The 24,243-nt window shown below is 70.8% G+C and carries 23 protein-coding genes; 8 read left to right on the top strand and 15 right to left on the bottom strand.

Annotated elements, in window-relative coordinates:
• Positions 1 to 184 precede the first annotated feature (184 nt).
• Together MFF13_RS05400 and MFF13_RS05395 are read right to left on the bottom strand one after the other, a co-directional pair.
• Positions 185 to 868, bottom strand: coding sequence for a polyamine aminopropyltransferase (locus MFF13_RS05400; RefSeq protein WP_147754360.1), 684 nt, complete (start codon positions 866 to 868; stop codon positions 185 to 187).
• On the bottom strand, positions 865 to 2,106 hold the full coding sequence (locus MFF13_RS05395; protein WP_238271224.1) for a TIGR03862 family flavoprotein: 1,242 nt from the start codon (positions 2,104 to 2,106) through the stop codon (positions 865 to 867). The genes MFF13_RS05400 and MFF13_RS05395 overlap by 4 nt, the downstream gene beginning before the upstream one ends.
• Before the next feature lie 227 nt (positions 2,107 to 2,333).
• Here MFF13_RS05395 and MFF13_RS05390 point away from each other — a divergent pair, with 227 nt between their 5' ends.
• On the top strand, positions 2,334 to 3,362 hold the full coding sequence (locus MFF13_RS05390; protein WP_147814724.1) for a TerC family protein: 1,029 nt from the start codon (positions 2,334 to 2,336) through the stop codon (positions 3,360 to 3,362).
• Positions 3,363 to 3,372: 10 nt separating this feature from the next.
• Here the strand turns inward: MFF13_RS05390 and MFF13_RS05385 are convergent, their stop codons facing one another.
• The 4 genes from MFF13_RS05385 to MFF13_RS05370 all read right to left on the bottom strand — a co-directional run bounded on the left by MFF13_RS05385 (position 3,373) and on the right by MFF13_RS05370 (position 6,079).
• A complete protein-coding gene (locus MFF13_RS05385; protein WP_238271221.1) occupies positions 3,373 to 4,122 on the bottom strand; it encodes a hypothetical protein in 750 nt (249 codons plus the stop codon).
• Between the two features lie 9 nt (positions 4,123 to 4,131).
• Entirely contained in the window at positions 4,132 to 4,878 is a 747-nt protein-coding gene (locus MFF13_RS05380) for an N-acetylmuramoyl-L-alanine amidase (protein ID WP_238271219.1), read from the bottom strand.
• Positions 4,875 to 5,618: a molecular chaperone DjiA gene (locus tag MFF13_RS05375; RefSeq protein WP_147754365.1), complete on the bottom strand. Its 744-nt coding sequence runs from the start codon at positions 5,616 to 5,618 to the stop codon at positions 4,875 to 4,877. Before MFF13_RS05375 ends, MFF13_RS05380 begins: the two co-directional genes overlap by 4 nt.
• 191 nt (positions 5,619 to 5,809) lie before the next feature.
• The gene (locus MFF13_RS05370; protein WP_147763584.1) at positions 5,810 to 6,079 is read right to left on the bottom strand and encodes a YMGG-like glycine zipper-containing protein; all 270 of its coding nucleotides are present in this window, start codon (positions 6,077 to 6,079) and stop codon (positions 5,810 to 5,812) included.
• 313 nt (positions 6,080 to 6,392) lie between these two features.
• Here MFF13_RS05370 and MFF13_RS05365 point away from each other — a divergent pair, with 313 nt between their 5' ends.
• The gene (locus MFF13_RS05365) at positions 6,393 to 7,016 is read left to right on the top strand and encodes an urease accessory protein UreE (RefSeq protein ID WP_238271217.1); all 624 of its coding nucleotides are present in this window, start codon (positions 6,393 to 6,395) and stop codon (positions 7,014 to 7,016) included.
• 31 nt (positions 7,017 to 7,047) lie between these two features.
• Here MFF13_RS05365 and glgX read toward each other — a convergent pair whose 3' ends face one another.
• Together glgX and MFF13_RS05355 are read right to left on the bottom strand one after the other, a co-directional pair.
• The gene (glgX, locus tag MFF13_RS05360) at positions 7,048 to 9,168 is read right to left on the bottom strand and encodes a glycogen debranching protein GlgX (protein ID WP_238271216.1); all 2,121 of its coding nucleotides are present in this window, start codon (positions 9,166 to 9,168) and stop codon (positions 7,048 to 7,050) included.
• A gap of 133 nt (positions 9,169 to 9,301) precedes the next feature.
• Entirely contained in the window at positions 9,302 to 10,723 is a 1,422-nt protein-coding gene (locus MFF13_RS05355) for an alpha,alpha-trehalose-phosphate synthase (UDP-forming) (RefSeq protein WP_238271214.1), read from the bottom strand.
• Between the two features lie 349 nt (positions 10,724 to 11,072).
• Between MFF13_RS05355 and MFF13_RS05350 the strand changes: the two genes are divergently transcribed.
• From MFF13_RS05350 to MFF13_RS05325, 6 genes are all read left to right on the top strand, one after another.
• A complete protein-coding gene (locus MFF13_RS05350; RefSeq protein ID WP_147752191.1) occupies positions 11,073 to 11,552 on the top strand; it encodes a hypothetical protein in 480 nt (159 codons plus the stop codon).
• Positions 11,553 to 11,563: 11 nt separating this feature from the next.
• On the top strand, positions 11,564 to 11,995 hold the full coding sequence (locus MFF13_RS05345) for a phage holin family protein (RefSeq protein WP_147829251.1): 432 nt from the start codon (positions 11,564 to 11,566) through the stop codon (positions 11,993 to 11,995).
• Positions 11,996 to 12,000: 5 nt separating this feature from the next.
• The gene (locus MFF13_RS05340; RefSeq protein ID WP_147763596.1) at positions 12,001 to 12,372 is read left to right on the top strand and encodes a DUF3618 domain-containing protein; all 372 of its coding nucleotides are present in this window, start codon (positions 12,001 to 12,003) and stop codon (positions 12,370 to 12,372) included.
• 103 nt (positions 12,373 to 12,475) lie between these two features.
• Complete coding sequence (locus MFF13_RS05335; protein ID WP_238271212.1) at positions 12,476 to 13,273, top strand: hypothetical protein; 798 nt, start codon at positions 12,476 to 12,478, stop codon at positions 13,271 to 13,273.
• A gap of 97 nt (positions 13,274 to 13,370) precedes the next feature.
• Positions 13,371 to 13,922, top strand: a complete 552-nt coding sequence (locus MFF13_RS05330; protein WP_238271210.1) for an RBBP9/YdeN family alpha/beta hydrolase — start codon at positions 13,371 to 13,373, stop codon at positions 13,920 to 13,922.
• 101 nt (positions 13,923 to 14,023) lie between these two features.
• A complete protein-coding gene (locus MFF13_RS05325; RefSeq protein ID WP_147752187.1) occupies positions 14,024 to 14,266 on the top strand; it encodes a hypothetical protein in 243 nt (80 codons plus the stop codon).
• A gap of 9 nt (positions 14,267 to 14,275) precedes the next feature.
• On the opposite strand, the gene MFF13_RS05320 is transcribed toward MFF13_RS05325, so the two are convergent.
• The 7 genes from MFF13_RS05320 to MFF13_RS05290 all read right to left on the bottom strand — a co-directional run bounded on the left by MFF13_RS05320 (position 14,276) and on the right by MFF13_RS05290 (position 24,178).
• Positions 14,276 to 15,304, bottom strand: coding sequence for a YcjF family protein (locus MFF13_RS05320; RefSeq protein ID WP_238271208.1), 1,029 nt, complete (start codon positions 15,302 to 15,304; stop codon positions 14,276 to 14,278).
• Positions 15,305 to 15,335: 31 nt separating this feature from the next.
• Positions 15,336 to 16,739, bottom strand: a complete 1,404-nt coding sequence (locus tag MFF13_RS05315) for a YcjX family GTP-binding protein (protein WP_238271309.1) — start codon at positions 16,737 to 16,739, stop codon at positions 15,336 to 15,338.
• 162 nt (positions 16,740 to 16,901) lie between these two features.
• Entirely contained in the window at positions 16,902 to 18,011 is a 1,110-nt protein-coding gene (locus MFF13_RS05310; protein ID WP_238271206.1) for a hypothetical protein, read from the bottom strand.
• A 102-nt stretch (positions 18,012 to 18,113) separates the two neighbouring features.
• Positions 18,114 to 18,902 carry a histidinol-phosphatase gene (gene hisN / locus MFF13_RS05305; protein ID WP_238271205.1) on the bottom strand — a complete coding sequence of 263 codons (789 nt, stop codon included), beginning with the start codon at positions 18,900 to 18,902 and terminating at the stop codon, positions 18,114 to 18,116.
• A gap of 73 nt (positions 18,903 to 18,975) precedes the next feature.
• Positions 18,976 to 20,958 carry an AI-2E family transporter gene (locus tag MFF13_RS05300; protein WP_238271197.1) on the bottom strand — a complete coding sequence of 661 codons (1,983 nt, stop codon included), beginning with the start codon at positions 20,956 to 20,958 and terminating at the stop codon, positions 18,976 to 18,978.
• Positions 20,959 to 21,083: 125 nt separating this feature from the next.
• Positions 21,084 to 22,547, bottom strand: a complete 1,464-nt coding sequence (locus tag MFF13_RS05295) for an MmgE/PrpD family protein (RefSeq protein ID WP_238271195.1) — start codon at positions 22,545 to 22,547, stop codon at positions 21,084 to 21,086.
• A 335-nt stretch (positions 22,548 to 22,882) separates the two neighbouring features.
• The gene (locus tag MFF13_RS05290) at positions 22,883 to 24,178 is read right to left on the bottom strand and encodes a nicotinate phosphoribosyltransferase (protein ID WP_238271193.1); all 1,296 of its coding nucleotides are present in this window, start codon (positions 24,176 to 24,178) and stop codon (positions 22,883 to 22,885) included.
• Between the last annotated feature and the right edge of the window lie 65 nt (positions 24,179 to 24,243).

Below are 24,243 nucleotides of genomic sequence, written 5' to 3'. Positions count from 1 at the left end.
AGCTGTCGAATCCAAATGGTCGATCGCGTCTCCCCCATCCTCGTCATTCCGGGGTGCCGAAGGCGAGCCCGGAATCCAGAGCCGCAGGTCGCGCTCGATCCCGGCACCGTCGGCGGCTCTGGATCCCGGGGTCTGCTGCGCAGCCCCGGGATGACGGAGAGGGGCCAGAAACGGGAGTCGCTAGTCAGCCGCGGCCGGAGCGCACCCCGAGCCAGATCACATGGCGGGCGCCGCCCTTTCGACCGTTGGCGCGGGTGGAGACCTCTTCGACGCTCAGGCCGGCATCGTGCAGGCGGCGGCTGAAGCTGCGGTCGGGCCCTGCCGACCAGACCGCGAGGATGCCGCCCGGGCGCAGGGCGGCGCGGGCGGCGCCGAGGCCTGCCGCGTCGTAGAGCCTGTCGTTGGAGGCCCGTGTCAGGCCGTCCGGCCCGTTGTCGACGTCGAGCAGGATGGCGTCCCATGCAGCGGGCCGCTCGGCGATCGCGCGCGCCACGTCGATCTCTCGCAGGGACACGCGGGGATCGTCGAGGATGCCGGAAAACACGCCTGCGAGCGGCCCCCGCGCCCAGGCGGCCACCGCCGGCACGAGCTCGGCGACGGTCACCGCCGCCCCCGGAGGCAGCGTGCCCAGCGCCGCGCGCAGGGTGAAGCCCATGCCGAGCCCGCCGATCAGCACCTGCGGCGCCTTTCGCGATGCGATCCTGCCGCAGGCCAGCGTCGCCAGCGCCTCCTCGGAGCCGCTGAGGCGGCTGTTCATCAGCTCGTTCTGGCCAAGCATGATCGAGAACTCGGTGCCCCGCCGCCGCAGCCGCAGGGTGCCGCCGTCGCCGGGGATCGAGGCGGTATCGAGGTTCTCCCAGGGGATCATGCGGCGCTCGTGCCCCGATCTTCGGCGAGCCAGGCCGCCATCCCGGCCGCCGCCGCCCGGCCGCTGCTGATCGCGCCCTGGAGCAGGTAGCCGCCGGTGGGCGCCTCCCAGTCGAGCATTTCGCCCGCCACGAACAGGCCGGGCCGCTTGCGGACCATGAAGCCCGCGTCGAGCCCACTGAGGCCGACCCCGCCGGCGGTGGAGATCGCGCGCTCCATTGAGGCCATGGCGTGCAGGCGCAACGGCGCGGCCTTGATCAGCCCGGCGAGCGCATCCGGATCGGCCGGCAATGCGACGCCCGCCGACTCGCGCAAGACCCCCGCCGCGACTGGCGACAGGCCGGCCCCCTTGCGCAGGCGGGTGGCCATCGATTCGCCGGGCCGCGGGTCGGACAGCCGGTCGGCCAGCGCCCTCAACGTCAGGTCGGGGCGCAGGTCGAGCACGAGGCGGGCCGCGCCTTTACGCTCGATCATCGCGCGCAAGGCCCGCGACACCGCGTAGATCGCGCCGCCCTCGATCCCGTCTGCGGTGACCACCGCCTCGCCGCGCACGATCACGCCGTCGGCGGCAAGCCCGATCCGCTTCAGCGGCTGCCCGGCGAACCGCTCGCGGAAGTGCTCGGACCACGCCACCGCGAAGCCCGCGTTGGCCGGCCGCAGGGGCGCGACGGCCACACCGAGATTCTCCAGCATCGGCACCCAGGCCCCGTCCGAGCCGAGCCGGGGCCAGCTCGCGCCGCCCAGCGCCAGCAGCACCGCCTTCGGCCGCGTCCAGCTCTTCCCCTCCGGCGTCTCGAACACCAGGGTGCCGTCCTCGAACGCCGCGAGCCGGTGCCTTGTGTGGATGCGGACGCCAGAAGCCTCGAGACGGCGCAGCCACGCCCGCAGCAGCGGCGAGGCCTTGAACGCCTTCGGGAAGACCCGCCCGCTCGATCCGACGAAGGTCGGCTCGCCCAGATCCTCGCACCAGGCGCGCAGGGCATCGGGTGGGAACGCCTCGATCGCGCGGCCCAAGCTGCCCGATGGATGGTATCGGCGCAGGAAGTCCGGCGCGGGCTCGCTGTGGGTGAGGTTCAGCCCGCCGCGGCCGGCGAGCAGGAACTTGCGGCCGACCGACGGCATCCGCTCGTAGACCGCCACCGCGTGCCCGGCGGCCGACAGCACCTCGGCTGCCGCCAGCCCGGCAGGGCCGCCGCCAACGATCGCCACCGTGTCCCGAAGGGCGTCTTCTCGCGCCACGTCGTCCTCTCGAATGTCCATGGCAGCGGAAGGCGTCGGTTCGCCCGCGCTGTCAAGGCATGGCAGCGGCGCCCGAACCCGGTTTGGGCCGCCCTTGATTCGCCGCGTTCGCGTCTCTAACTGCGGCTCATCGGCTGCGGGCCCCTCTGGCGGGATGCTCTCTCAAGATGCTTCCGTGATGTCGGAGCCGATGCTTTCCTTGCAAAAGAAGCATCACGGTCCCGCGAATGGTCGATTTCCTATACGTCGAGTGGCTCGGCAAGCCGATCTGGATGTGGCTCGGGTTCCACGCCCTGGTCGCGGCCCTCCTCGCCTTCGACCTCGGCCTGCTCCACCGCGACAAGGAGCACGAGATCGGCGTGAAGGAGAGCCTGCTCCTCACCGCCTTCTACTTCAGCCTCGGCCTCGCCTTCGGCGGCTGGATCTGGTGGTATCTCGGCGCCCAGCCCGCCCAGGAATACGTCACCGGCCTCGTGGTCGAGAAGTCGCTGTCGATGGACAACGTCTTCGTCATCGCGGTCATCCTTTCGGCCCTCGGCATCCCGCTCGCCGCTCAGCACCGGGTGCTGGTCTGGGGCATCCTCGCCGCGGTGCTGCTGCGCGGGTTGATGATCGGGCTTGGCGCCGCGCTGGTGCACCAGGCTGCCTGGGTCCTGTCGCTGTTTGCCGCCTTCCTGATCTATGCCGGCCTGAAGATGTTGTTCTCCAAGGAGGAGGATGCCGGCGACCTTCAGGATCATGCCGCCGTGCGCTGGCTGCGGGCGAAGCTGCGCATCACGCCCGAGCTTCACGGCCAGCACTTCATGGTTCGCAAGGCTGATCCGCGGACAGGCAAGACCGCGCTTTGGCTCACCCCGCTGGCGCTCGCCCTAGTTCTGGTCAACGGCGCCGACGTGATCTTCGCGGTCGACAGCGTGCCGGCGATCTTCGCGATCACCACGGACACCTTCGTGGTCTACACGTCCAACATCTTCGCGATCCTGGGCCTGCGGGCGCTCTACTTCGCGCTCGCCGCGATGGTCGATCGCTTCGCCTACCTCAAGACCGCGCTCGCCTTTATCCTGATCTTCATCGGCACGAAGATCGTGGTCGCCGACACCTTCGGCCTGGTCCACGTGCCGCCGTGGGTGTCGCTCGCGGTCACGGTGGTGCTGCTCACCGTCGGCATCCTCTACAGCCTGTGGCGTACCCGCGGCGAGGTGCATGCCGACACGGCCACGGACGGGCGCGAGGCGGAGCTGCACGGCCGGGCTTGAGCCCCGCCAGCTAGCCGCCCCGGCGGTAGACCCCACTGAACGTGACGTTCATGCCGCCGTAGGCCCCGTTGCTCTCCGCGACGAGGTCCGGCGGCATCAGCCGCATCCGGACGCTGCAACGGCTCACCTCGTCCGGGCGGAAGCCGGGGATCACGGCCTTGTCGCCGTCGGTCCAGGCGATGTCCTGGCCGTCGGGAGCGAGTTCGGCCTCGAACGAACCCATGTTGATCGCCCCGCGCTTCACCCGTTCCGGGTCCTGGGTCCCGTAGGATGCCGTCCCCGATAGCACGAGGCGTTCGCCCTTGCGCCGTATCGTAACGGTCTGCTCCGGCCCGCTCATCCACGTGCCGATCCAGTCGTCGAGGCCGACCGTCGCGGGCGCGTCGTCGGCCAGCGCCCGCTCCGGCAACCAGCCGGATCGGATCTGGCCCGTCGCGCCGACATAGGACGCGCAGGCGAAGGCGCCGCTCGACGCGCCGCGGATCACGCCGTTGCCGGCGACGAGGAAGGCTTTCTCGCGACAGGCGGGCGCGAGGCTCGGGCAAGCCGGGTCCGCGTCGGCCGACCGGACGAACGCGACGCCCCCCTCCGCCACGACCCGTGCCCGCCGCAGCGTCCCGCCGAGATCGGGCAGGTCCGGGCAGATCGCGCTGGGCTTGGCCGCACCCGTCCGGGCATCCTGGGCGAACGCCGGAGTGGCGAGGGCGGCCAGCAGCACGAGGCCGGCCGGCACGGCGCTTGGGCGGTGATGGCGGGGCATGAGCCTCCTTCAGGTCGGACGCGACGCGATCAGGTCCCGGAGCGTCGTGATGGTGGAGGCGTCGGCGATGCCGTCCACGCGCGCCTGCCGGAAATGGCGCTGGAAGGCGGTGACGACCGCCCGCATGTGCGGATCGAACGTGCCCGTCACCGGCTGGTCATAGCCGTAGAGCGCGAGCATCGCCTGCAGCGCCTCGATCGGCTGCCCCGCATCGCCTTCGGCGAAGAAGCGACCGTCGCGCAGAGGCACCTCCGGCACGTGATGGCCGACGCCCTCGGCCGCGAGCCGGCGCCAGGGAAAGTTCTCGCCCGGATCCTCCTTGCGGTCGGGAGCGATGTCGGAATGGGCGAGCACCCGGTCCGCCGGGATCGCCCAGCGCACGACGATGTCGCAGGCGAGCGCGGTCACCGCCGCGACCTGCGCCTCAGGGTAGGGCGGCAGGCCGCCGACATGACCGGGATGGACGATCTCGATGCCGAGCGAGCGCGAGTTCACGTCGCGCTCGCCCTGCCAGGACGCCCGGCCGGCATGCCAGGCGCGGCGGCCCTCCGGCACCATCTGCAGGATCGTGCCGTCTTCCAGCACGACGTAATGGGCCGAGACCTCGGCGATCGGGTCGGCGAGCCGCTGCAGCGCGGCGGCCTCGCCGTCCATGCCGGTGTAGTGCAGGATCAGCATGTCCGGCCGCTTGCCGAGGCGCTCGCCGTGGTTCGGCGAGGGCTGGATGCGGGTGGCGAGCGGGCTGTCCGGCGTCATGCCGCACCGCCTTCCAGACGGACGCCGCTTTCTGCGAGGATCCGGTCGTGGGCGGCGTTGATCGCGGCGAGGCGCTTGGTGGCGATCACCACCGCCTCGGGCGGCAGGCCGCGGGCGATCGCGCGATCGGGATGGTTCTCGGCCACGAGCTGCCGGTGGCGGACCTTCACCGCGGCCGGGTCGGCGCCGTGCTCCAGCCCGAGGACGAGGTAGGGGTCGTCGGCCAGCCGCACGTGCCGGGCGGCAATGCGGCGGAACGCGATGTCGTCGAACCCGAAGATCTCGGCGACGGCGCGGAGATAGGCTTCCTCGGCCTGATGGATCGCCCCGTCGGCGGTGGCGATGTGGAACAGGCCGTCGAGGACGTCCTCCAGCAGGGACGGCTCGTCGTGGAAGGCGTTCGCGAGCTGGCGGGCATAGGCCTCGTAGCCGTTGGTCGTGCGCTTCGCGAGGTCAAACAGGCGGGTGACGCGGGCGCGCTCCGCCTCGCCGACCTGCACCACCTTGCCGAAGGCCTCGACCTCGGAGGGCGTGACCACGCCGTCGGACTTCGCCATCTTGGCGGCGAGCGCCACGAGGCCGGTGGTGAAGACCACGTCCCGCGGCATCGGGCCGAACAGCGCGCCCTCGCGATCGACGAGGTAGTGCCCGGCGAGCCCGCCCGCGAGCGCCCCGAGGGGGCCGCCGATCGCGAGGCCGATCCCGGCGCCGCCGAGCTTGCCCCAGATCCCCGAATTCATCGGGACCGGGCGGGGTTGTCTTGGAGATGCGGCACGGTCACCGGCTGGCCTTTTAACGATGCCGGCGGACCTCGAAGCGTTCCGCCGACGACAGGCCGCCGGGGATACAGGCTCCGTCCGAAACGCGGAAGGGCCGGAGCGTTCGGCTCCGGCCCTCCTCCATCCTGCTTCCGTGCCGGGGCGGCGAAGCCTCAGCGGCAGTACACGTCGCCATAGGCGTCGCGGTAGGTGCCGTAGGGGCAGCGCGGCGCCGTCGAGGCGCCGACGATGGCGCCACCCGCACCACCGATCGCGGCACCGGCCAGCGCACCGCCGGCGCGCCCGGTGGCGGCTCCGCCGATTGCGGCGCCTGCCAGGGCGCCCAGGCCGGCACCGCCGAGGGCGCGATCCTGCGGCGTGTTGCAGGCGCCGACCGAGAGGGCGAGGGTGCCGGCGAGGGCGGCGGCGATGAGCTTCTTCATGAGTTCCGAGACTCCCTTGTGCATCCGGTCCGGCGTTTCGCCGTGGTGATGGTGCGGTCCGAGCTTAGCCTTATCCACCATGAAATGCACATGACACGGCCAAGGTTCCGCCGGGATGGGGCAGTAGCCGAAAAGCCGGGCTTGTCTCCAGGGTGCGGCGCCCCGGTTCAAGGCTCCGATCTGCTCCGGCTCGGGCCGTCGACGCCGCGAAATGCCCTCGGCACGGCGCACGGCGCGGGTTAAGAGCCTGCGGAAGCGGGTTTCCGAAATCGGCGACCCCGTCCGTCGCGACCATCGCCTGAGAGAGGGTGCCATGCCGAGAGCCACCACGATCGTCCGCCGGGCCGCGGTCCGCCCCGATGCGGTCGTCGACACGATCAGCCTCGACCATGCCGGGCGTCAGGCGCAGCGCGGGCACCTACACAGCGCCGGCGGCCTGCATATCGACCTGGCGCTGGCGAAGGCCGCCGCCCTCGAGGACGGAGACGCCCTGCGCCTCGACGACGGTCGCCTCGTCGCGGTGAAGGCCGCCCCGGAGGCGCTGCTCGAGGTTCGCGCCGAGAATCCAGCCCGCCTGATGCGCCTCGCCTGGCAGCTCGGCGGCAACCACGTCGCGGCCGAGATCGGCGCCGAAATCCTCCACGTCCCGGCGACGCCCGCCACGGCAGAGCTCGTCCGCGGCCAGGGCTGCACGGCGACCCCGGTCGATCGCGCCTTCCGCCCCGAGCGTATGGCCCACGATCACAGCACCTGCGGCCACGACCATTCGCACGACCACCACGATCTTGCGGCACACGCGCATGACGATCATGGACCCGCAGCTCACGGGCACGACCACGGGCATGCCGACCACGGCCACGATCAGCATGCCCACGATCATGCCGCGCACGATCACGCTCCTCACGTGCACGGCCCGGATTGCGGCCACGATCACTGAAGCGGCTGCGAGACGGAATTGGCGGACGGCCTCAGGCGGCGACGAACCGGCCTGACGGCTGCGCGGGTTCCGCCTCGCCCTCGGCGAGCACCAGGATCGCGCGGCCTCGGAGCGGGACGACGGCGCTTGATGCGTAGCCGGGGGCGTCCGGCGGGACGGCGCCTGTCGCGGCGGTGCTGTCGAAGACCGGGTGCCACGGGCCGCCGACCACCGCTGCGAGGCGGAAGTCGCAAGGGCCTTGGTCGGCGTTGATCAGGATCAGGATACGGCCGCGGTCGAGGTCGTTGCCGATCTGCATCCCGAAGGCGCGCCGGCTCTCGTCGGCCCAGGCCTCGGAGTCCATCTCCGCACCGCAGGGCGAGAGCCAGTGCACGTCGCGCAGGCTCCCCCCGGGCGCGACCGGCGCGCCGTCGAAGAACGCGCGTCGGCGCAGGGCCGGCCGCTCTCTGCGTAGGCGCGTCAGGTTGGAAACGAACGTGCCGAGGTCCGGGTCGGGATCGGTCGACCAGTCCATCCAGCTCGTCGCATTGTCCTGGCAGTAGGCGTTGTTGTTGCCGGCTTGCGTCCGCGAGCGCTCGTCGCCCATCAGCAGCATCGGCACGCCCTGGGCCAGCATCACGGTGGCGAGCAGGTTGCGCACCTGCCGGGCGCGGACGGCACGGATCGCGGGATCGTCGGTCGGCCCTTCGACGCCGTAGTTGCGCGACACGTTGTGGCCGTGCCCGTCGCGGTTGTCCTCGCCGTTCGCCGCGTTGTGCTTCTCCTCGTAGGCGACCACGTCGGCCAGCGTGTAGCCGTCATGGGTCGCAGCGAAGTTGATGCTGGCGAGCGGCGAGCGGCGAGAGGGCGCGAACACCTCGCGCGATCCGGTCAGCCCCTGCGTCAGCTTGGCGAGCTGGCCGGCGTCGCCCCGCCAGAAGCCGCGGGCGGCGTCGCGGAACTGGTCGTTCCACTCGCTCCAGCCGCGCGGATAGCCGCCGAGCCGGTATCCGTCCTCGCCGAGGTCCCAGGGCTCGGCGATCATCTTGACCTGGGCGAGCACCGGGTCCTGCGCCACCGCCTGGAAGAACGCGGCCTGCGCCGAGAACGCGGAGGGCGAGCGGCCGAGGCTGGTGGCGAGGTCGAAGCGGAAGCCGGCGATGCCGTAGGCCGTGGCCCAGTGCCGGAGCGAATCCAGCACCATCTGCATCACCCGCGGGTGGGCGATGTCGAGGGTGTTGCCGCAACCGGTGCAGTCGACGTCGCGGCGGGGGTTCGCCGGATCGAGCTTGTAGTAGCTCGCGTTGTCGATGCCGCGGAACGACAGGGTCGGGCCGGTATGGCCGGCCTCCGCGGTGTGGTTGTAGACCACGTCGAGGATCGTCTCGATGCCGGCTGCGTTCAGCTCGCGGATCGCCGCCTTGAGGCCGCCGAGCCCGCCGTCGCCGAGGTAGCGCGGATCGGGCGCGAAGTAGCCGAGCGGCGAGTAGCCCCAGAAGTTCAACAGCCCCTTCTCGACGAGGAAGCGGTCGTCGGCGAAGGCCTGGATCGGCAGCAGCTCGAGGGCGGTGACGCCGAGCTTCCACAGGTGCTCGACGATGGCCGGATGCGCCAGCGCCGCGTAGGTGCCGCGCTCGGCTTCCGGCACCGCCGGATGGGTCATCGTCAGCGCCTTGACGTGCGCCTCGTAGATCACCGTCTCGGACAGCGGCCTGCGGATCGGCTGCAGCGCGAGGTTGGGAACCTCGGGCGCGGTGACGACCGATTTCGGCATGTAGACCGCGCTGTCGCGCCGGTCGATCTGGTCCTCGCGCTGCAAGCCGCGGCGGTGGCCGTAGAGGGCATCGTGCCAGCGGATGCGCCCGCGGATCTCGCGGGCATAAGGGTCGAGGACAAGCTTCGACGGGTTGAAGCGGTGCCCGCGCGCGGGCTCCCATGGCCCATGAACGCGGTAGCCGTAGAGCTGGCCCGGTAGGACGCCGCGCAGGTAGCCATGCCAGACGTCGTCGCTGCGGCAGGGAAGCCGGATCGTCCGGCTCTCGTGGCGCTCGCCCGGCTCGAACAGGCAGAGGTCGACCGCGGTCGCGTGCTCGGAAAACAGGGCGAAGTTGACGCCGCGTCCGTCGAAGTGGGCGCCCAACGGCGTCGGCACGCCGTCGTCGATGGCGATCATACAAAAATCCGACACGCGATGGTCCCCCCGGCCCGGAGCCGGTGTGGACGCATCCGTGTTCCCGGATCAAGTCGCCGGGGCGAATGGGCTGTGCGGCGCGCCCGATCGTGACCCAAAGCTACTCGCCTCAAGCCTACTCCGCCGCCGCGGCCGTCGTCGGCGGCTCGCGCTCGACGGTGCGGAAGTTCTCGAGTTCCGAGAGGAAGTTTCGCGCCCACCAGTCGACGTCCTCGCGGGTCATGCGCTCGACCATCGGCTTCCAGCGCTCCAGCCGCTCGCTACGCGGCATGTAGAGAGCCGTCCGGATCGCTTCGGCGACCTCGAAGCGGTCGTAGGGGTTCACCATCAGCGCCTCGGGTAATTGTCGCGCCGCGCCAGCGAACTTGGACAGGACCAGCACGCCCGGATCGTCCTCGCTTTGGGCGACGACATATTCCTTGGCGACGAGGTTCATGCCGTCGCGCATCGGCGTGACGAGGCCGACGCGGGCGGCGCGGTAGAGGCCCGCGAGCACCGGCCGAGGATAGGCCTTGGTCACGTACTGGATCGGCGTCCAGGCCGGGTCTCCGAGCGCGCCGTTGATCTCGCCGACCGTCTCGTTGACGGCGCGCGAGAGCTGCTCGTACTCGGGCACCTCGCTGCGCGATTTCGGCGTGATCTGGATGTAGGTGACGTTGCCGCGCTGGTCGGGGTTGGAGGCGAAGAAGCGCTCCACCGCCTCCATCCGCTCGGGCACGCCCTTGGAATAGTCGAGCCGATCGACGCCGATCAGCAGCTTGCGCGTGCGCAGGCCGGCCATCGTCTCGCGGACCACCTTGTTCGAGCCGGCCTTCTCCGCCGCGTCCTTGAAGCCGGCGACGTCGATGCCGATCGGGAAGCTGCGGATCCGGGTGCGCCGGCCGTCGACCATCAGCGAGCCGCCGCCGAGGGGGATCGCGCGGAGCGTGTCGATCAGGTTGCGCGACAGGTTCTGCACGTCCGGGTCGGTCTGCAGGCCGATCAGGTCGTAGTCGGCGATGGCGCGGAGCAGGTCGTTGCTGGCCGGCAGCGTGTTGAACACGTCGGCGGCCGGCCACGGGATGTGGTGGAAGTAGCCGATCGGGTTCGAGAGCCCGAGGCCGCGCAACTCGGCCGCCATCGGCAGCAGGTGGTAGTCGTGCACCCAGATGATGTCGTCGGGCTGGACGAGCTTGGCCAGCGCCCGCGCGAAGATGCGGTTGACGCGGCAATACCCGGCATAATCCGAGCGCGAGAAGATACCGAGCCCGAGCCGGTAGTGCATGATCGGCCACAAGGCCCGGTTGGCGAAGCCGGCGTAGTATTCTTCGTGGTCCTGCGGCGAGAGGTCGACCACCGCGTACTGGACGCGGTCGCGGTCGATCAGCGTCGGCTCCTCTGAGGGCTCCTCGCTGATGTTGCCGCTCCACCCGAACCATAATCCCTCGTAGGCGGTGAAGGCCTCCTTCACGGCGACGGCGAGGCCGCCGGCGGCGACCGCCTTGCCGCATTCTTCCGGAACCGCAACGCGGTTCGATACGATCACAAGGCGTGCCACTCAGGTGGGCTCCGGATCCTCAAGCGCGCCGGCGTGGAACGCGCAACGTCAACGTTTCTTGCCATCCGTGAACGCGCGAGAGTTCCCGGCGATCCGTAGGGTTAGCCAAGCGCGAATGACCGCTGCGGGTCAAGCGATCGTTTGCAGCCCTCAAGACGAAATCCGAGGCCTGTCCCGGCGCCCGTCCCAGCCGCGCGGGGCGTCGGCAACAGTCGCGAACCTTGGCCGAACACGCCTGAACGGCGCCTGACCCGCCGTTCGCGCGGCCGTCCCCGGAACCCGCGGACGCGGGCGATGTTACTCAGGCGAACATCGCCCTCCAAGACCCGTGTACGAAGGAGTCCCGCTCATGGCTGCGTCCGAGATCCCCCACCCCGATCCGGCCCATGCCGCCGCGAGCGAGCAGGCCGAATGGCGCGGCCTGAAGGGCGATGTCGAGGGGATCGCCGACGTCGCGGCCGAACGCGGCCGCGGCCTGATGGATGCCGCTCGGCTCCAGGCCCAGACCTTCGTCGAGGGTCGCAAGAACGACGCGGCCCAATCGGTCCACGACCTCGCCAAGACCCTTCGAGATTCGAGCAAGGACTTCGAGGATCGCCCGAACATCAAGGCGTTCTTCGACAGCGCGGCCGACGGCTTGAGCCAGCTCGGCGGCTCGATCGAGTCGCGCAGCTTCGCCGACTTCTACGGAGAGGCCGAAGCCTTCGCCCGCCGCGCGCCGGTGGCGGTTGCGGTCGGGACCTTCGTGGCCGGCTTCATCGCCGCCCGCTTCATCAAGTCGTCGAGCCTGCCGCCGGAAGGCGACGCGCGCGACAGCTTCCGCGCTTGATCGGCACGGCCATGTCGAACGGATCGCACACCCCCCCTCCGGGCTCCTCCTCCGGCTCATCCGCCGGCAGCATCCAGAGCCTCATCGGCGATGCCCTGCGCGAGACCAACGATCTCGCCCGCAAGGAAATCGCCCTGTTCCGCGCCGAGATGGCGAAGAACGTCCGCTCGCTCATCGTCGGCATCGTCTGCCTCATGGCCTCTGCGGTGTTCTCCGTCGTCGCCCTGCTGGTGCTGATCGGCGCCTTCGTGAAGTGGCTCGCCACCATCGTCGGCTCCGAGTGGCTGTCGGCCCTGATCGTCGGCGGCGTCCTCCTGGTGCTCGCGATCGGGATGGCGCTCTGGGGACGCAGCGCCTTGTCGTTCTCCACGCTCACCCCCACCCGCACAGGCCGGCAGGTCCGCCAGGACGCCCGCGCCCTTTCCGAGAGAGTGTCCGGATGAGTTCGATGAATGAGATGGAGCGGGACATCGAGGCGAGCCGCGCGCGCCTCGATGAGACCATCGAACGCATTCAGGGCCGCCTCTCGGTTTCGAGCCTGGTCGACGAGATGCTCGGCAACGCCCGCCGCGCCCCCGCCGTCAGCGGTGCCTACGACGGAGCGCTCGAGGCTGTCCGCCGGAACCCCGTGCCGGTCCTGCTGATCGCGGCCGGCGTCGGCTGGTTGATGCATCGGATGTCCCAGGACGCCAACCGCCGACGGACGCACGCCTCCGCCGAGCGCGTGCCGGTCCTGAACGACGGCGCCGCCCGCGCCTACGATCCCGACCTGCCCACCCGCCAGCCGAAGCCGCCGCTGTTGGACGAGACCCGCGCCTGACGGGACGCCGCTTCGCACAGCGCGGGCCGACGCCCCGACCGACCCCTCGGATTGGCCCCTAGCGGGTTTTGCCAGCCGCGTAAGAGTTCTGAAGGATCACGCCATGAGCAACACGAGCCTGGGCGACACGAGCAAGTCGGCCGCCACCGACAACCATCTTCCCGACGACATCGCGCGGCGCGCCGCCGCGAAAGTCGAGGCCGGTTTGCATGCCGCCGGCCTGGATCCGGTCCCCCTCGATCCGCATGCGAAGGCGGCCGACCATACCCTGCGGCCCGACCCCGCGGGGCTGCGCGACCCGATCGGCCGTCACTACGCCTCTCCGCACGATCACCAAGCCGGCCCTGGCCCGGATGTCGCCGGCAAGGTCGGCGACGTGGCCGACAAGGCCCGCGCTGCGGCAAGCGTTGCCGCCGACCGCGCGGCGGACTTCGCCGACCGGACGCGGGATCGCGCTTCGGATCTCGCGGACGACGTGCGCGATCGCCTCGGCGGTGCTGCGGACGAAGCCCGCAATTGGGTCTCGGGCGTCCACCGCGACCACATGCGCCGGATCGACGACGTGGTGGTGCAGGGCAGCGACAAGCTCGATCGCAGCCGCACGGCGGTGGAGCAGTTCGTCACCGAGAACCCGCTGCTGGTTGGCGTTGTCGGCGTCGCCGCTGGCCTGCTGCTCGGCGCGCTGCTGCCTCGGACCCGCCAGGAAGACCGCAACATCGGACCCTACGCCGACGAGGTCCGCGACCAGGGCCTGCGCTACGCACGCGAGTTCACCAACCGCGGCCGGGAGTTCGTTGAGACCGCCCTCGACCCCGACAACATCCAGACGGCGGCTCAGAAGGCCGGCCTCAAGGCCGAGCCCGAGCACCAGGGCGACGACCGGACGGCCCACCGGCTTTGAAGCAAACCTATATCTGAACCGATCCTAAAGGCGGCGCCGCAAGCGCCGCCTTTCTTCGTTCTCGACCCTTTCGCCGAGAGCGGGTAGGGACGCGGCCATGAAGACCGCCGACTGCGACATCCTGATCGTTCCGGGCCTGGGCGGCTCGGAGGAAGGCCATTGGCAGGCGCGCTGGGCCAGCCGAATGTCCACCGCCCGCGTCGTCGAGCAGGATTCCTGGCATGCGCCGGAGCCCGACGCATGGTGCGGCCGCGTCGTCGAAGCGGTCGAGGCGGCGACGCGCCCCGTCATCCTGATCGCGCACAGCCTCGGCGTCGTCGCCTGCGTCGAGGCGGTTCCGAAGCTGCCGCAGGGCCGCGTCGTCGGGGCGCTGTTCGTGGCGCTGCCGGACGTCGAGGAGACGCCGAACCTGCCCGATAGCGTGCGCGCTTTCGCACCGCTGCCGCGCGACCCGCTGCCGTTCCCGTCTCTGCTGGTGGCAAGCCGCACCGATCCCTATTGCCGCTACGAGCGTGCCGAGGACTTCTCCTACGCCTGGGGCTCGGCCTTGGTGGATGCCGGCGAATCCGGCCACGTCAACGTCGCCAGCGGCCACGGGCCGTGGCCGGAGGGCCTGATGCGCCTTGCCGGATTCATGAAGGACCTGTGAGCGCTTCGCTCAGGCCGCAGGCGCCCGGTTAACCTCCCGTTTACCGAAGCCCGCGCTGATGGACCTCGGATCACGGGCGATCCGGCCCGCGGGAGATCGACGTGACGCGAAAAGAGCTTCTGACGCGACTGGAGGCCGTGCAGACGGCGCTGGGCGAGCGCGCCCACACCTCCTTCAACAGCTCGATCTTCGGCGACGCCGCGCTGCTCAAGCGCATCGAGGCGTTCGAGGCCCAACTCGTGGCCGTCGAGAAGCCGAAGGTCGCCGACTACACAGGCAACATGTTCACCCGCATCGCCAACCGCCGCAACGCCGAAGCGGTGCAGAAGCGGGCGCAGTCCTAACGTTTCCCGCTACTTTGGCTCTGGGTCGGCCGGGCGGAGAAGTTCGCCGGCGACGTCCGAGAGCCGGGGCGGCGCCTCGCGCACGAACGGCAGGGGCCGGCAGACCGCAAGTGCCGCTAGGCCGAAGCGGGCGGTCATCAGGCCGTTCAGCACGCCCTCGCCGAGCTTCGCCGACACCCGCGCCGCGATCCCCAAGCCGAGCACCTGCTGGATCATGCTCTCGCCGACCGCCATCCCGCCGGTGACGGTCAGGTGCGTGAGGGCCGCGCGTGCTAGACGTAAGAACCCGAGGAAGCCCGGGCGCCCGCCGTAGATCGCCGCGATCCGGCGCAGAAGCCGCACGGCGGAGAAGACCACGAACGCAACGTCCACGATCGCCCGCGGGCTCAGCGCGGTGACGCCCGAGACCTGCTTGGCGGCGGTGGCGATGGCGTTGCGCGCCTGCCGGTCGAGGGGGCTCAACAGCTCGTGCTCGGCGAGGCCGATGCGGTCGTCCACGTCGAGGATCGCGTCCGCCGAGGCTTCCAGCCGCTGGCGGCCTGCCGCGAGCCCCACGCGTTCCGCATAGAACGCCGAGAGGTCGCGGACCACGCCTTGGGCCGCGCTGTGGTCGCGCGTGGCGATCGCCGTGACCGCGGCCTGGCGCAGGTGCTCGATCTTGCGCTCGCGCCAGAGCCCGCGCAGCTCACGCACCACGATCGCCAGGAGCGCGAGCCCGGCCAGCGCCAGGAGCGCCAGGGCGACGCCGCCGAGCCAGGGCGCGGCCTGGAACAGGTCGGCGATCAGCCGCTCGACCGAGAGCCCGACGCCGAGCGACACGAGCCCGCCCGCGGCCGAAAGCAGGAGGCCGCCCCAGGGGACGCCACGGGACTTCGCCATCGGCACCGGCACGCCGTCGGCCGCGTCCACGATCTCGACCGGGTCCTCGACGATGCGGACGCCGCCCGGCACCGCCGGCATCGGCGCGAGGGCCTCGCTCGAGGCCGGCGCGTCGGCGGCGGGGATGCGGAAGGCGCGCGGGCGCTGGGTCGAACTCACGGCATCATCCTCAAGGTTGTCGCCCCGGCCATCACGTCAGCTTGTCGCCGATCAGGAACTGCATCGCCCGGTCGAGACGGATCTGCGGCAGGTGGCCGGGCCGCTCCAGCGCGTCGGGCTTGATCACCGGAGGGCGGAACCGGGGAAACCGCAGCGAGCCCGGCTCGACGACGCCTTCCAGCACGGCCTCTGGCCGGACGGGGAGATGGCCGGGAAACACCGCGGCCTCGGCCGTACCGTCGAACACCTCGTCGCCGACGGTCTCGCCGGCCTCGGGCGTGCCGGCGACGGCGCGCAGCACCGCGTCGCCGTCGTGGATCGTGGTCTCGCGGGTGGCGCGGACCGAAGCCAACGCCACGGTGCCGACGCGGGCGCCGGCGGCCTCGGTCCGGCGCATGGCGCGCGAGACGAGCAGGCGCAGCAGCGCCTCCAGCCGGTCGTGGCTGGTCTGATGCAGGTGGTCCGCCTTGGTCGCCGCGAACATGATCCGGTCGGCCCGCGGCGCGAACAGCCGCGAGAGCAGCGTGTTGCGGCCGATGTTCAGGCTGAGCAGGACCGAATCCAGCGCCTCCTCCAATTCGGCGAGCGCCGCCGGCCCGGCGTCGACGGCCGCGAGCACGTCGACCAGCACGATCTGGCGATCGACGCGCTGGAAGTGGTCGCGGAAGAACGGCACGACGACCTTGGCCTTGTAGGCCTCGAAGCGCCGTTCCATCAGCCCGGCCAGCGTCCTAGGTTCGATCGTCTCGGGCAGACTATCGAGCGGCGCGAAGGTCAGGGCCGGTGAGCCGGCGAGGTCGCCCGGCATCAGGAAGCGGCCGGGGGGCGTCGTCGCCACCATCTCCGGCCCGGCGCGCAACGCCGCGAGGTAGGCGGTGAAGGCGGCGCTCGCCCGCTCGGCCACGACCTCGTCGAGGGGGCCTGCTGGGTCGAGGCCCTTGAGCATCGCGAGCCAGGGCGCCGCCATCTCCCCGCGGCCGGCGCGCCGGGTTCCGGCGATCGTCGCACGCGACCAGGCGGTGTAGCTCTGCTCCAGCAGCGCGAGGTCGAGCAGCCATTCGCCGGGATAGTCGACCACGTCGAGCATCAGGGTACCTGGGCCGGAGCGCCAGCCGCCGGCGCGCTCGTACTCGATCGCAAGACGGAACTGGCTGATCCGGTCGGTGGAGCGCGGCCACAGGCGGGCTTCGGTGAGGGCGGAATAGTGCTCCTCGTAGGGGAAGCGCGGAACGTCGTCGTCCGGCTGCGGCACGAGGCGGGCGCGGCGCAACCGGCCCTCCTGCGCCGGGGCGAAGGCGGGGAGCGCGTCGCTCTCGACGAGATGGTGGATCAGCGCGGTGGTGAACACGGTCTTGCCCGAGCGGGCGAGCCCGGTGACGCCGAGCCGCAGGGTCGGCTGGATCAGGAAGTCGCTCGACGCCTCGGCGAAGGCCATGACCGCGGAGCCGGCGCGCGCGGCGAAACTCTGGATGGGCAAGGGCGGACTCAGGTGGTTGGGAGACGCGGAAGGGCCAGCCGGTCGGCCGTCGCCGTTCAGGTGGCGCGGGGAGGGGAGCGCCGCAAGGTTTCGGCGCGGCGAGTCTCCGTTCGCGAACCGCTACTTCGCCGCGTCGGCCGTCGCCGCAGTGACCGGACCGAGCCGGGCGATGGCGGCCTCGATGAGGGGCGGCCCGGCATGTAGGGCGCCGAGCTCCACCGCCGACATCGCACGCATCACCGCCGCGAGGTTCGGCAGCGGGCTCCCATCGGGCGAGAACAGCGCGAGGTCGTCCGTGGAGCGTAGGCGGACGCTCTTGGCGATGGCGGCGGCGTAGTTGCCGATGCGGACCTCGTCGCCGCCGCAGAGCGGCGCCGGCGCGCGCAGATCGCCCAGGGACAGGCCGGAGACGATCATCGGCAGCAGCGCGGATTCGGCCACTAGCCGATCCGGGGACGGCACCTTCCGATCGAGGAGCGCGGCTGGGTCGTCCGCCCCGCGCACGACGGGAGCGGATGCGGCCGCCGGCTTGTCGGAGAGCCCGGCGGCGATGTCCGTGACCGGCCGCGATGCGACGCGAGTCGCGATGGCAGGGCGCCGGGCGGGATGGCCGCTCATTCGTGCCAGGGGCGACCAGGGCTGCACCCGCAGGGCCGTCCTCCCGCCGCGGCGGGCACCTCCGGGCAGGTGGCGGGCAAGGTAGCGGGCGCGAAGCGTGCCGCCGATCCCGCGGGGTGCGAGGGGCGACGGCTTCGCGTTTCTCGCGATCGGCCCGAGCAATGGAAGGCCGCAACTCGCGGGCGCCCAGCGACGCACGATGGCCAGCGCGGTGCGGCGCCCGTAGTCGCGGTAGTAGCGCCGGAGCAGGCCGGCCGCGGCGTCGGCTCCGTCGGCCGCGGTGGCGAAGCCGGTATGCCCCTCGGCGTCGGCGCCGACTTCGCCCGTCCAGCGCGCACTTTTGATGCACCAGTAATTGTTGAGCTTTGCGCAGCGCGCGACGAAGGCCGGCTCGGTCGGCGCGACCCGGGCGACCAGGGCGAGCGAGACCGGCCGAAGCTCCGCCCCGGCCTGCGCCCGCCAGTTCGAGACCGCTCGCGCCACGTGCTGATAGTACGGTGCGCCTTCGGCCCCAGATGCGCGCAGCGCGACGACCTGCGCGCGAAGTGCAACGGCTGAGTCCTCAGCCAGGGGTGGCAGGGTCGTCAGGAGGAGTATCGCGGCGAGGAGCACGGGCGGCCGTGGTGAGGGTTGCGAACCACGAGGAACGGCGCGGCCGCACGATCGGTTCAGTTCGCGCGCACGTGCCGACGATCGCCCGGCGGCGCGCGAGACTTACGGATTCAGGTGCTCCAGCGCCGCCGCGTGCAGGCGCGGGTCGCCGGCCGCGACGATGCGGCCGCCCGCGGTCGCCGGGCCGCCGTCCCAAGCGGTGATGATGCCGCCGGCGCCCTCGACGATCGGGATCAGTGCCACGATGTCGTAGGGCTTCAGCCCGGCCTCGACGACGAGGTCGACCTGGCCCGAGGCCAACATGCAGTAGGCGTAGCAATCGGTGCCGTAGCGCGACATGCGCACGCGGCCCTCGATCGCGCGGAACCGCTCGGCCTCGTCGCCCTCGGTGAACAGGCGTGGGTCGGTGGTGGCGAGCATCGCCGCCGACAGGTCGACGCAGCGGCGAGTGTGGAGCGTCCGCTCGCCGCGCGGCCCGCGCAGGCGCGCGCTGCGTCCGTCGCCGGTGAACCGCTCGCCGAGATAGGGCTGGTGCATGAGCCCGCGCACGGCGCCGCCGTTCCGGGTCAAACCGATCAGCGTGCCCCAGGTCGGGATGCCGGTGATGAAGGCGCGCGTCCCGTCGATGGGATCGAGCACCCAGACGTATTCCGCGTCGAGACGCTCCGAGCCGAATTCTTCTCCTAGGATGCCGTGCGCGGGAAAGCGGGCGCGGATCATGTTGCGCAAGACGAGCTCGGCCGCGCGGTCCGCTTCGGTCACCGGGTCGAACGGCGCCGTCCCGGCGGCCTTGTCCGTCAAGGCGACCTGCGCCCGGAAGAATGGCACGGTCGCCTGGCCCGAGGCTTCGGCCAGGTCGTCCATGAACCGGCCGAGTTCGACGACGCTCATCGGCTTTTCCCCGAACGGTCCCGCAATCGCGGCAGGAAGGCGGGTTTCGCCGTGCGCCGTCAAGCCTGCGCCGTCAGGCCTCGGCCGCGACGCGCAGGATCGGCCGCTCCGGCTTGGTGCCGACATGCGCGAGCACCGTGTCGACCGCGCTCCCCAGGGACGAAACGTGTTCGGCCGCCGGGATGCTGCCGCGGCCGGCGGAGTCGTCGTCCGCCTGCCATAATCCGACGACGACCGGAACGTCCGGCATTCGACGCTGGAGGCGGTCGACGAGGCGCCGCAGATGCGCCGGCTCGCCACTGATCGCCAACGAGACGATGCAGACGATCCGCGCCGCACCGGGATCGAAGTCCGCGATTTTCGCGCGCGACACCTCGCCGAACGAAACGATGCGCGTCCCGAGCCCGCGCTTGGCCAACAGCTGCGCCAGGATCGTGGCCGCCGGCGTGTCGATGAAGCCGCGCCCGGCGACGCAGAGCACCGCCCCGTCCTGCGACCAGGCCGGCGGGATCGCGTCGGGGTCCGGCGTCGCCGCCGCCGGGGCATCGCCCGTCGGCTTGAACTCGGAAGCGGCGGGCGTCGGCACCCGGTCGTCCCGCTCGGCGAGCGCGTCGACGAGCTCGCTGACGGAGGCGCGGATGTCGGACTTCTGGTCGAGGGTGAGCACGCCGCGGGCGGCGTCGCGGGCGGCGAGTTCGAGGCCCTTCAGCACCACGTCGTCGTAGTAGGCCGACAGCGAGCAGGTCTGCAGGATCTGCTCGGCGTGCTCCTGCGCCTCCTCCGGATCGTCGGCGAGGATGCGCTGGTAGAAGTTCTCCACCGGCGTCAGCGCCGCCCGGTTGCCGAACAACACGTCGAGGAACTCGAGCTTGTCGATGTGCCGGCCGAGCACGACGAGGCAGACGGTCAACGGCGTCGAGAGCAGAAGCCCGACCGGTCCCCACAGCCAGGTCCAGAACAGGGCCGAGATCAGCACCGCGAAGGGCGAGAGCCCGGTGGAATGGCCGTAGAGCATCGGCTCGACGATCTGGCCGGTGAGCGGCTCCAGCACGATGAACAGGATCGCGGTGGCGATCACCATGTTCCAGCCGGGGTCGACCGCGGCGGCGAGCGCCAGGGGGAGCAGGGCGGACAGGAAGGCGCCGATATACGGCACGAACCGCATGACCGCCGAGACGATGCCCCAGAGCACGGGGTTCGGCACGCCGATGAGGTAGAGCCCGATGCCGACGACGAGCCCGAAGGCGGTGTTGAGGGCCAGTTGCACCACGAAGTAGCGGCTGAGGCGCCGCGCGGCGTCATCCATCGCGACGGTGGTGCGGTGCAGGTCGCTGGAACCGGCAAGCCGAATCATCCGGTCGCGTAGATCCTCGCGCTGCATCAGGACGAACAGCAGCACGACGAACACGATGCCGGTGGTGGCCAGGGGCTGCATCACCGGGGAGAGCAGGGTGCTCGCGGTCTCGAGCGGACCCGGCTGCGCCTGCCGCATCTCGACCAGGACCGGATCCGCCTGCGGCCGCGCGGGCTTCGCCTCCGGGTTCGGCTCGGGCTTAGCCTCCGGCCTTTTTTTTTCGGACTTGGTCTCGGCGTCCGGCTTCTGCGCCTTGTCGCCGTTGCCGGCGTCGTGCAGCGCGCGGCCGATGTTGGCGACGTAGGCGGCGAGATGCGCAGCCGGGCTTTCGCGCAGGCCCTCGACCTTGCGTTCGATGGTCGAGCGGTAGCGCGGTACGTCGCCGGCGAGGCCCGCCACCTGCACGCCGATCAGGGTGGCCAGGGCGGCGACGACGCCGAGGGTGAACACCACCGCGGCGCCCACCGCGACGACCCGTGGCAGGTGCCAGCGCCGAAGCAGCGCCACCAGCGGGCCGAGCACGAACGAGAGCAGCACGGCGATGGCGATCGGGATGAAGATCTCGCGCCCGAAATACAGGCCGGCGATGATGGTCGCACTGACGAGGACCGGCGAGACCAGAGCCGTCTTCGGGGTCTCGGCCGCGGCGATCCGGGTCGGGGACGGCGCTTCGAGGGGAGGGTCTTCAGTCTTCGTCGCCATGCCGCCACCGGAACCGTACGCTTACGCTCGCACCGGTTGTGCTGTCGCCGATGCGAACGAGGAACGACACGGACCAGCGAAACGATCCCTCGCGGGCCGTGCCGTTTTCACGGAACCGTGATCGGTCAGGCCTGCGCGACGCCGGCGCGGGTGACGTCGGCCGCGTCGCCGAGCGTTTCGAGCGACCAGCACAGGGCCATCACCCGCCGGGCCTGCGCCTCGGGCAGCACGCCGTCTGCGAGGTCGGTGAACTTGCGCTCCAGCGCCGCGTCGGTCATTGGCCGCTCGACGCTGCCGATCGCGTGCTCGATGCGGCGGTGCAGGGTGCGGCCGTCCTTCAGCGTCACGGTCATGTCGACCTGCGCCGCCGCGATTCCAGGCGTCACCACCGGCACGACCTTCTCGCGGAGCGCGACGACCACGGGGTCGCGCACCGCACGGTCGCTAAACTGCTTCTCGCCGGCTGCCCCCTCGACCAGGGCCACGGCGACGGCGTGGAAGATGCTGAACTTGCCCTCCAACCCGAATTGCGGTGCCGTCTTGCCGGTGAGCTCGAGCACCAGCGGATGCACCTTGAGGTCGACGCGGGCGATCTGATCGGGCTTCAGGTGCTGCTCGTCGCGCAGTTGGATCGCGGCGTCGATCGCCGGGTGCATGACGATGCCGCAGGCGAACGGCTTATAGGTGTTGAGCAGGCTCTCGTAGCGGGTGCCGAGCCCCTCCGTGATCTCGCGATAATCCTGCTTGGTCGAGACGGTGTTGGCCCAGCCGCGCTTGGCCTCGATCATCCCGTCCGACGACGTGAAGCCCTTCGCCGCCAGGATCGCCGCGAACAGGCCGTTGGCGGCGGCGCGGCCGGGATTGAAGCTCTTGTTCATCGAGCCGAACGATTCGCGCAGGCCCACCGGCTGCGAGGCGGCCAGCCCCAGCGCGAACACCATCTGCTGCTCGGTGAGCCCCATCAGTTTGCCGGCGGCGGCCGCCGCCCCGAAGACGCCGGCGGTGCCGGTGATGTGCCAGCCGATGTCGTAGTGGTTCGGATAGACTGCGTTGCCGATCCGGCACTCGGTCTCGATCCCAAGCACCAGCGCATTGAGGAAGTCCCGCCCCGAAACCGGATGCATCTCGGCATAGGCGAGGATCGCCGAGGCGACCGGGCCGGCCGGGTGGATCACGGTCTTCAGGTGCGTGTCGTCGTAGTCAAAGATGTGGCTGGACACGCCGTTCAGGAACGCGGCGTTCATGATGTCGAAGCGCTCGGTGCGGCCGAACAGGCCGGCCTGCGGCGGCCCGGAGAACGGCGCCAGCGCCGACACCGCGACGTCCAGCGTCTCGTGGTGCGAGCCGCCGATGGCGACGCCGACCCAGTTGAGGAAGGTCCGCGTCGCCTCGCGGCGAACGGTCTCGGGCAGATCCTCGAACCGGGCGTTCACGACGTAGCGCGCCAGGGTATGGGTCACGCCTTTCGCTTCCGGCTTGGGCGCTGCCGCATCCTGCGGCTTGCCCGACTCCTGCGCGTGACCCAATTCCGGCGCGGCGAGCGCGAGGCCCGCGACGGCGATCAGCGCGCGTCGATCGATCTTTGACATGGTGCCTCCGTCCCTGCTGAGCCGGCCACATCGGTTGCGTTTGTTCGGACGCGGCGACCGGGCTGTGGGCGATCAGCTAACGCAGGCGCGGATCGAGCCGAGGGCAAAAAGGTTTCAACCGCTCGTTGCTGACAGACGCCGGGGGGACGATGCGTCCGATCCCTGATCACGGCATCCGACCCGCCGCCTCATCCTGAATTGCCCGCGTCAGCGGGCCTTGAAGGAGCCTTCCAGGGTTCATGCGGATCCTGGAGGTATCCTTCGAGGCGCCCGCTTCACGGCCGCACCTTAAAATGAGGTGTGTTGGGGGGAGGTCTGGCGGCGTCGCTTTCCGGTCAGACCACGACCGCCATCGCGTCCTGCTCGCCGACGCCGAAGACCCGCTTGTAGCGGGCGATGGCGTCGGCCGGCCCCTGTGCCTTGGTCGGGTTGTCGGAGATCTTCACCGTCGGGCGCCCGTCCGCATGCGTGACCTTGCAGACGATCGAAACCGGATCGAGCCGCCCGTCCGGCACCAGTCCGCGAAAGTCGTTGGTGAGCAGGGTGCCCCAGCCGTAACCGATCCGGAGCCGCCCGTGGAAATGGGCATGGATCCGCTCGATCGTGTCGATGTCGAGCCCGTCTGAGAAGATCGCGAGCTTTTCGCGCGGGTCGGCGCCGCGCGAGCGCCAGAACGCGATCGCCTCCTCGCCGCCCGCGATCGGGTCCTTCGAGTCGATGCGGATGCCGGTCCAGTCGGTCAGCCAGTTGGGCGCGCCGGCGAGGAAGCCGGTGGTGCCGTAGGTGTCGGGCAGCACGACGAGGAGGTTGCCCTCGTAATCCTCCTGCCAGTCGCGCAGCACGTCGTAGGGTGCCCGCGCCAACGCCGCGTCGTCCTCGGCGAGGGCCGCGTAGACCATCGGCAGCTCGTGCGCGTTGGTGCCCACGGCCTCGACCTCGCGGCGTAGCGCGATCAGGCAGTTCGAGGTGCCGAGGAAGCGCTTCGACCCCAGGCCCTCGTCCATCGCCTGCACGCACCAATCCTGCCACAGGAAGCCGTGCCGGCGGCGGGTGCCGAAATCGGCGATCGACAGGTCCGGAAGCTTGCGCAAACGCTCGATCTTCTCCCAGACCCGCGTCATCGCCCGCGCATACAGCACCTGCAAGTCGAGCTTGCCGAGGTTGCGCAGCACCGCGCGCGAGCGCAGCTCGTTGAGGATGGCGAGCGCCGGAACCTCCCACATCGTGGTCTCGACCCAGGGGCCGTGAAAGGTCAGCTCGTACTGCCCGTCGCGCGCCTCGAGATGGTATTCGGGCAGTTGGAAGCCCTCGAACCACGCGATGAAGTCGGCCGACAGGATGCGGCGGCGTCCGTAGAAGGCGTTTCCGCGCAGCCAGGTCGCCTCGCCGCGGGAGAGACGCAGGGACCGGGCGTGGTCGAGCTGCTCGCGGAGCGCGCCGGCATCGACCTCGTCGGCGATACGGATGCGGGTGGTGCGGTTGTTGATGCCGAAGGTCACCGCCACGTCGCGGTGCCGCCGCAGGATCGTCTGCGCCATCAGCAGCTTGTAGAAATCGGTGTCGAGCAGTGACCGCACGATCGGGTCGATACCGAAATTGTGGTTGTGCACCCGCCGCGCGAGATCGAGCATGTGGGGGAAGCCTTAGGGTCGGACGACGCGAAGCCTGGAGGGCGCACGACCGACGCACCGGTGTC

Origin of the sequence: Methylobacterium cerastii (genome assembly GCF_022179125.1) — a bacterium.
In the GTDB taxonomy this organism is placed as follows: domain Bacteria; phylum Pseudomonadota; class Alphaproteobacteria; order Rhizobiales; family Beijerinckiaceae; genus Methylobacterium; species Methylobacterium cerastii.
Note: the sequence above shows the minus strand (reverse complement) of the source record. Positions and strands in the feature narration are given on the sequence as shown.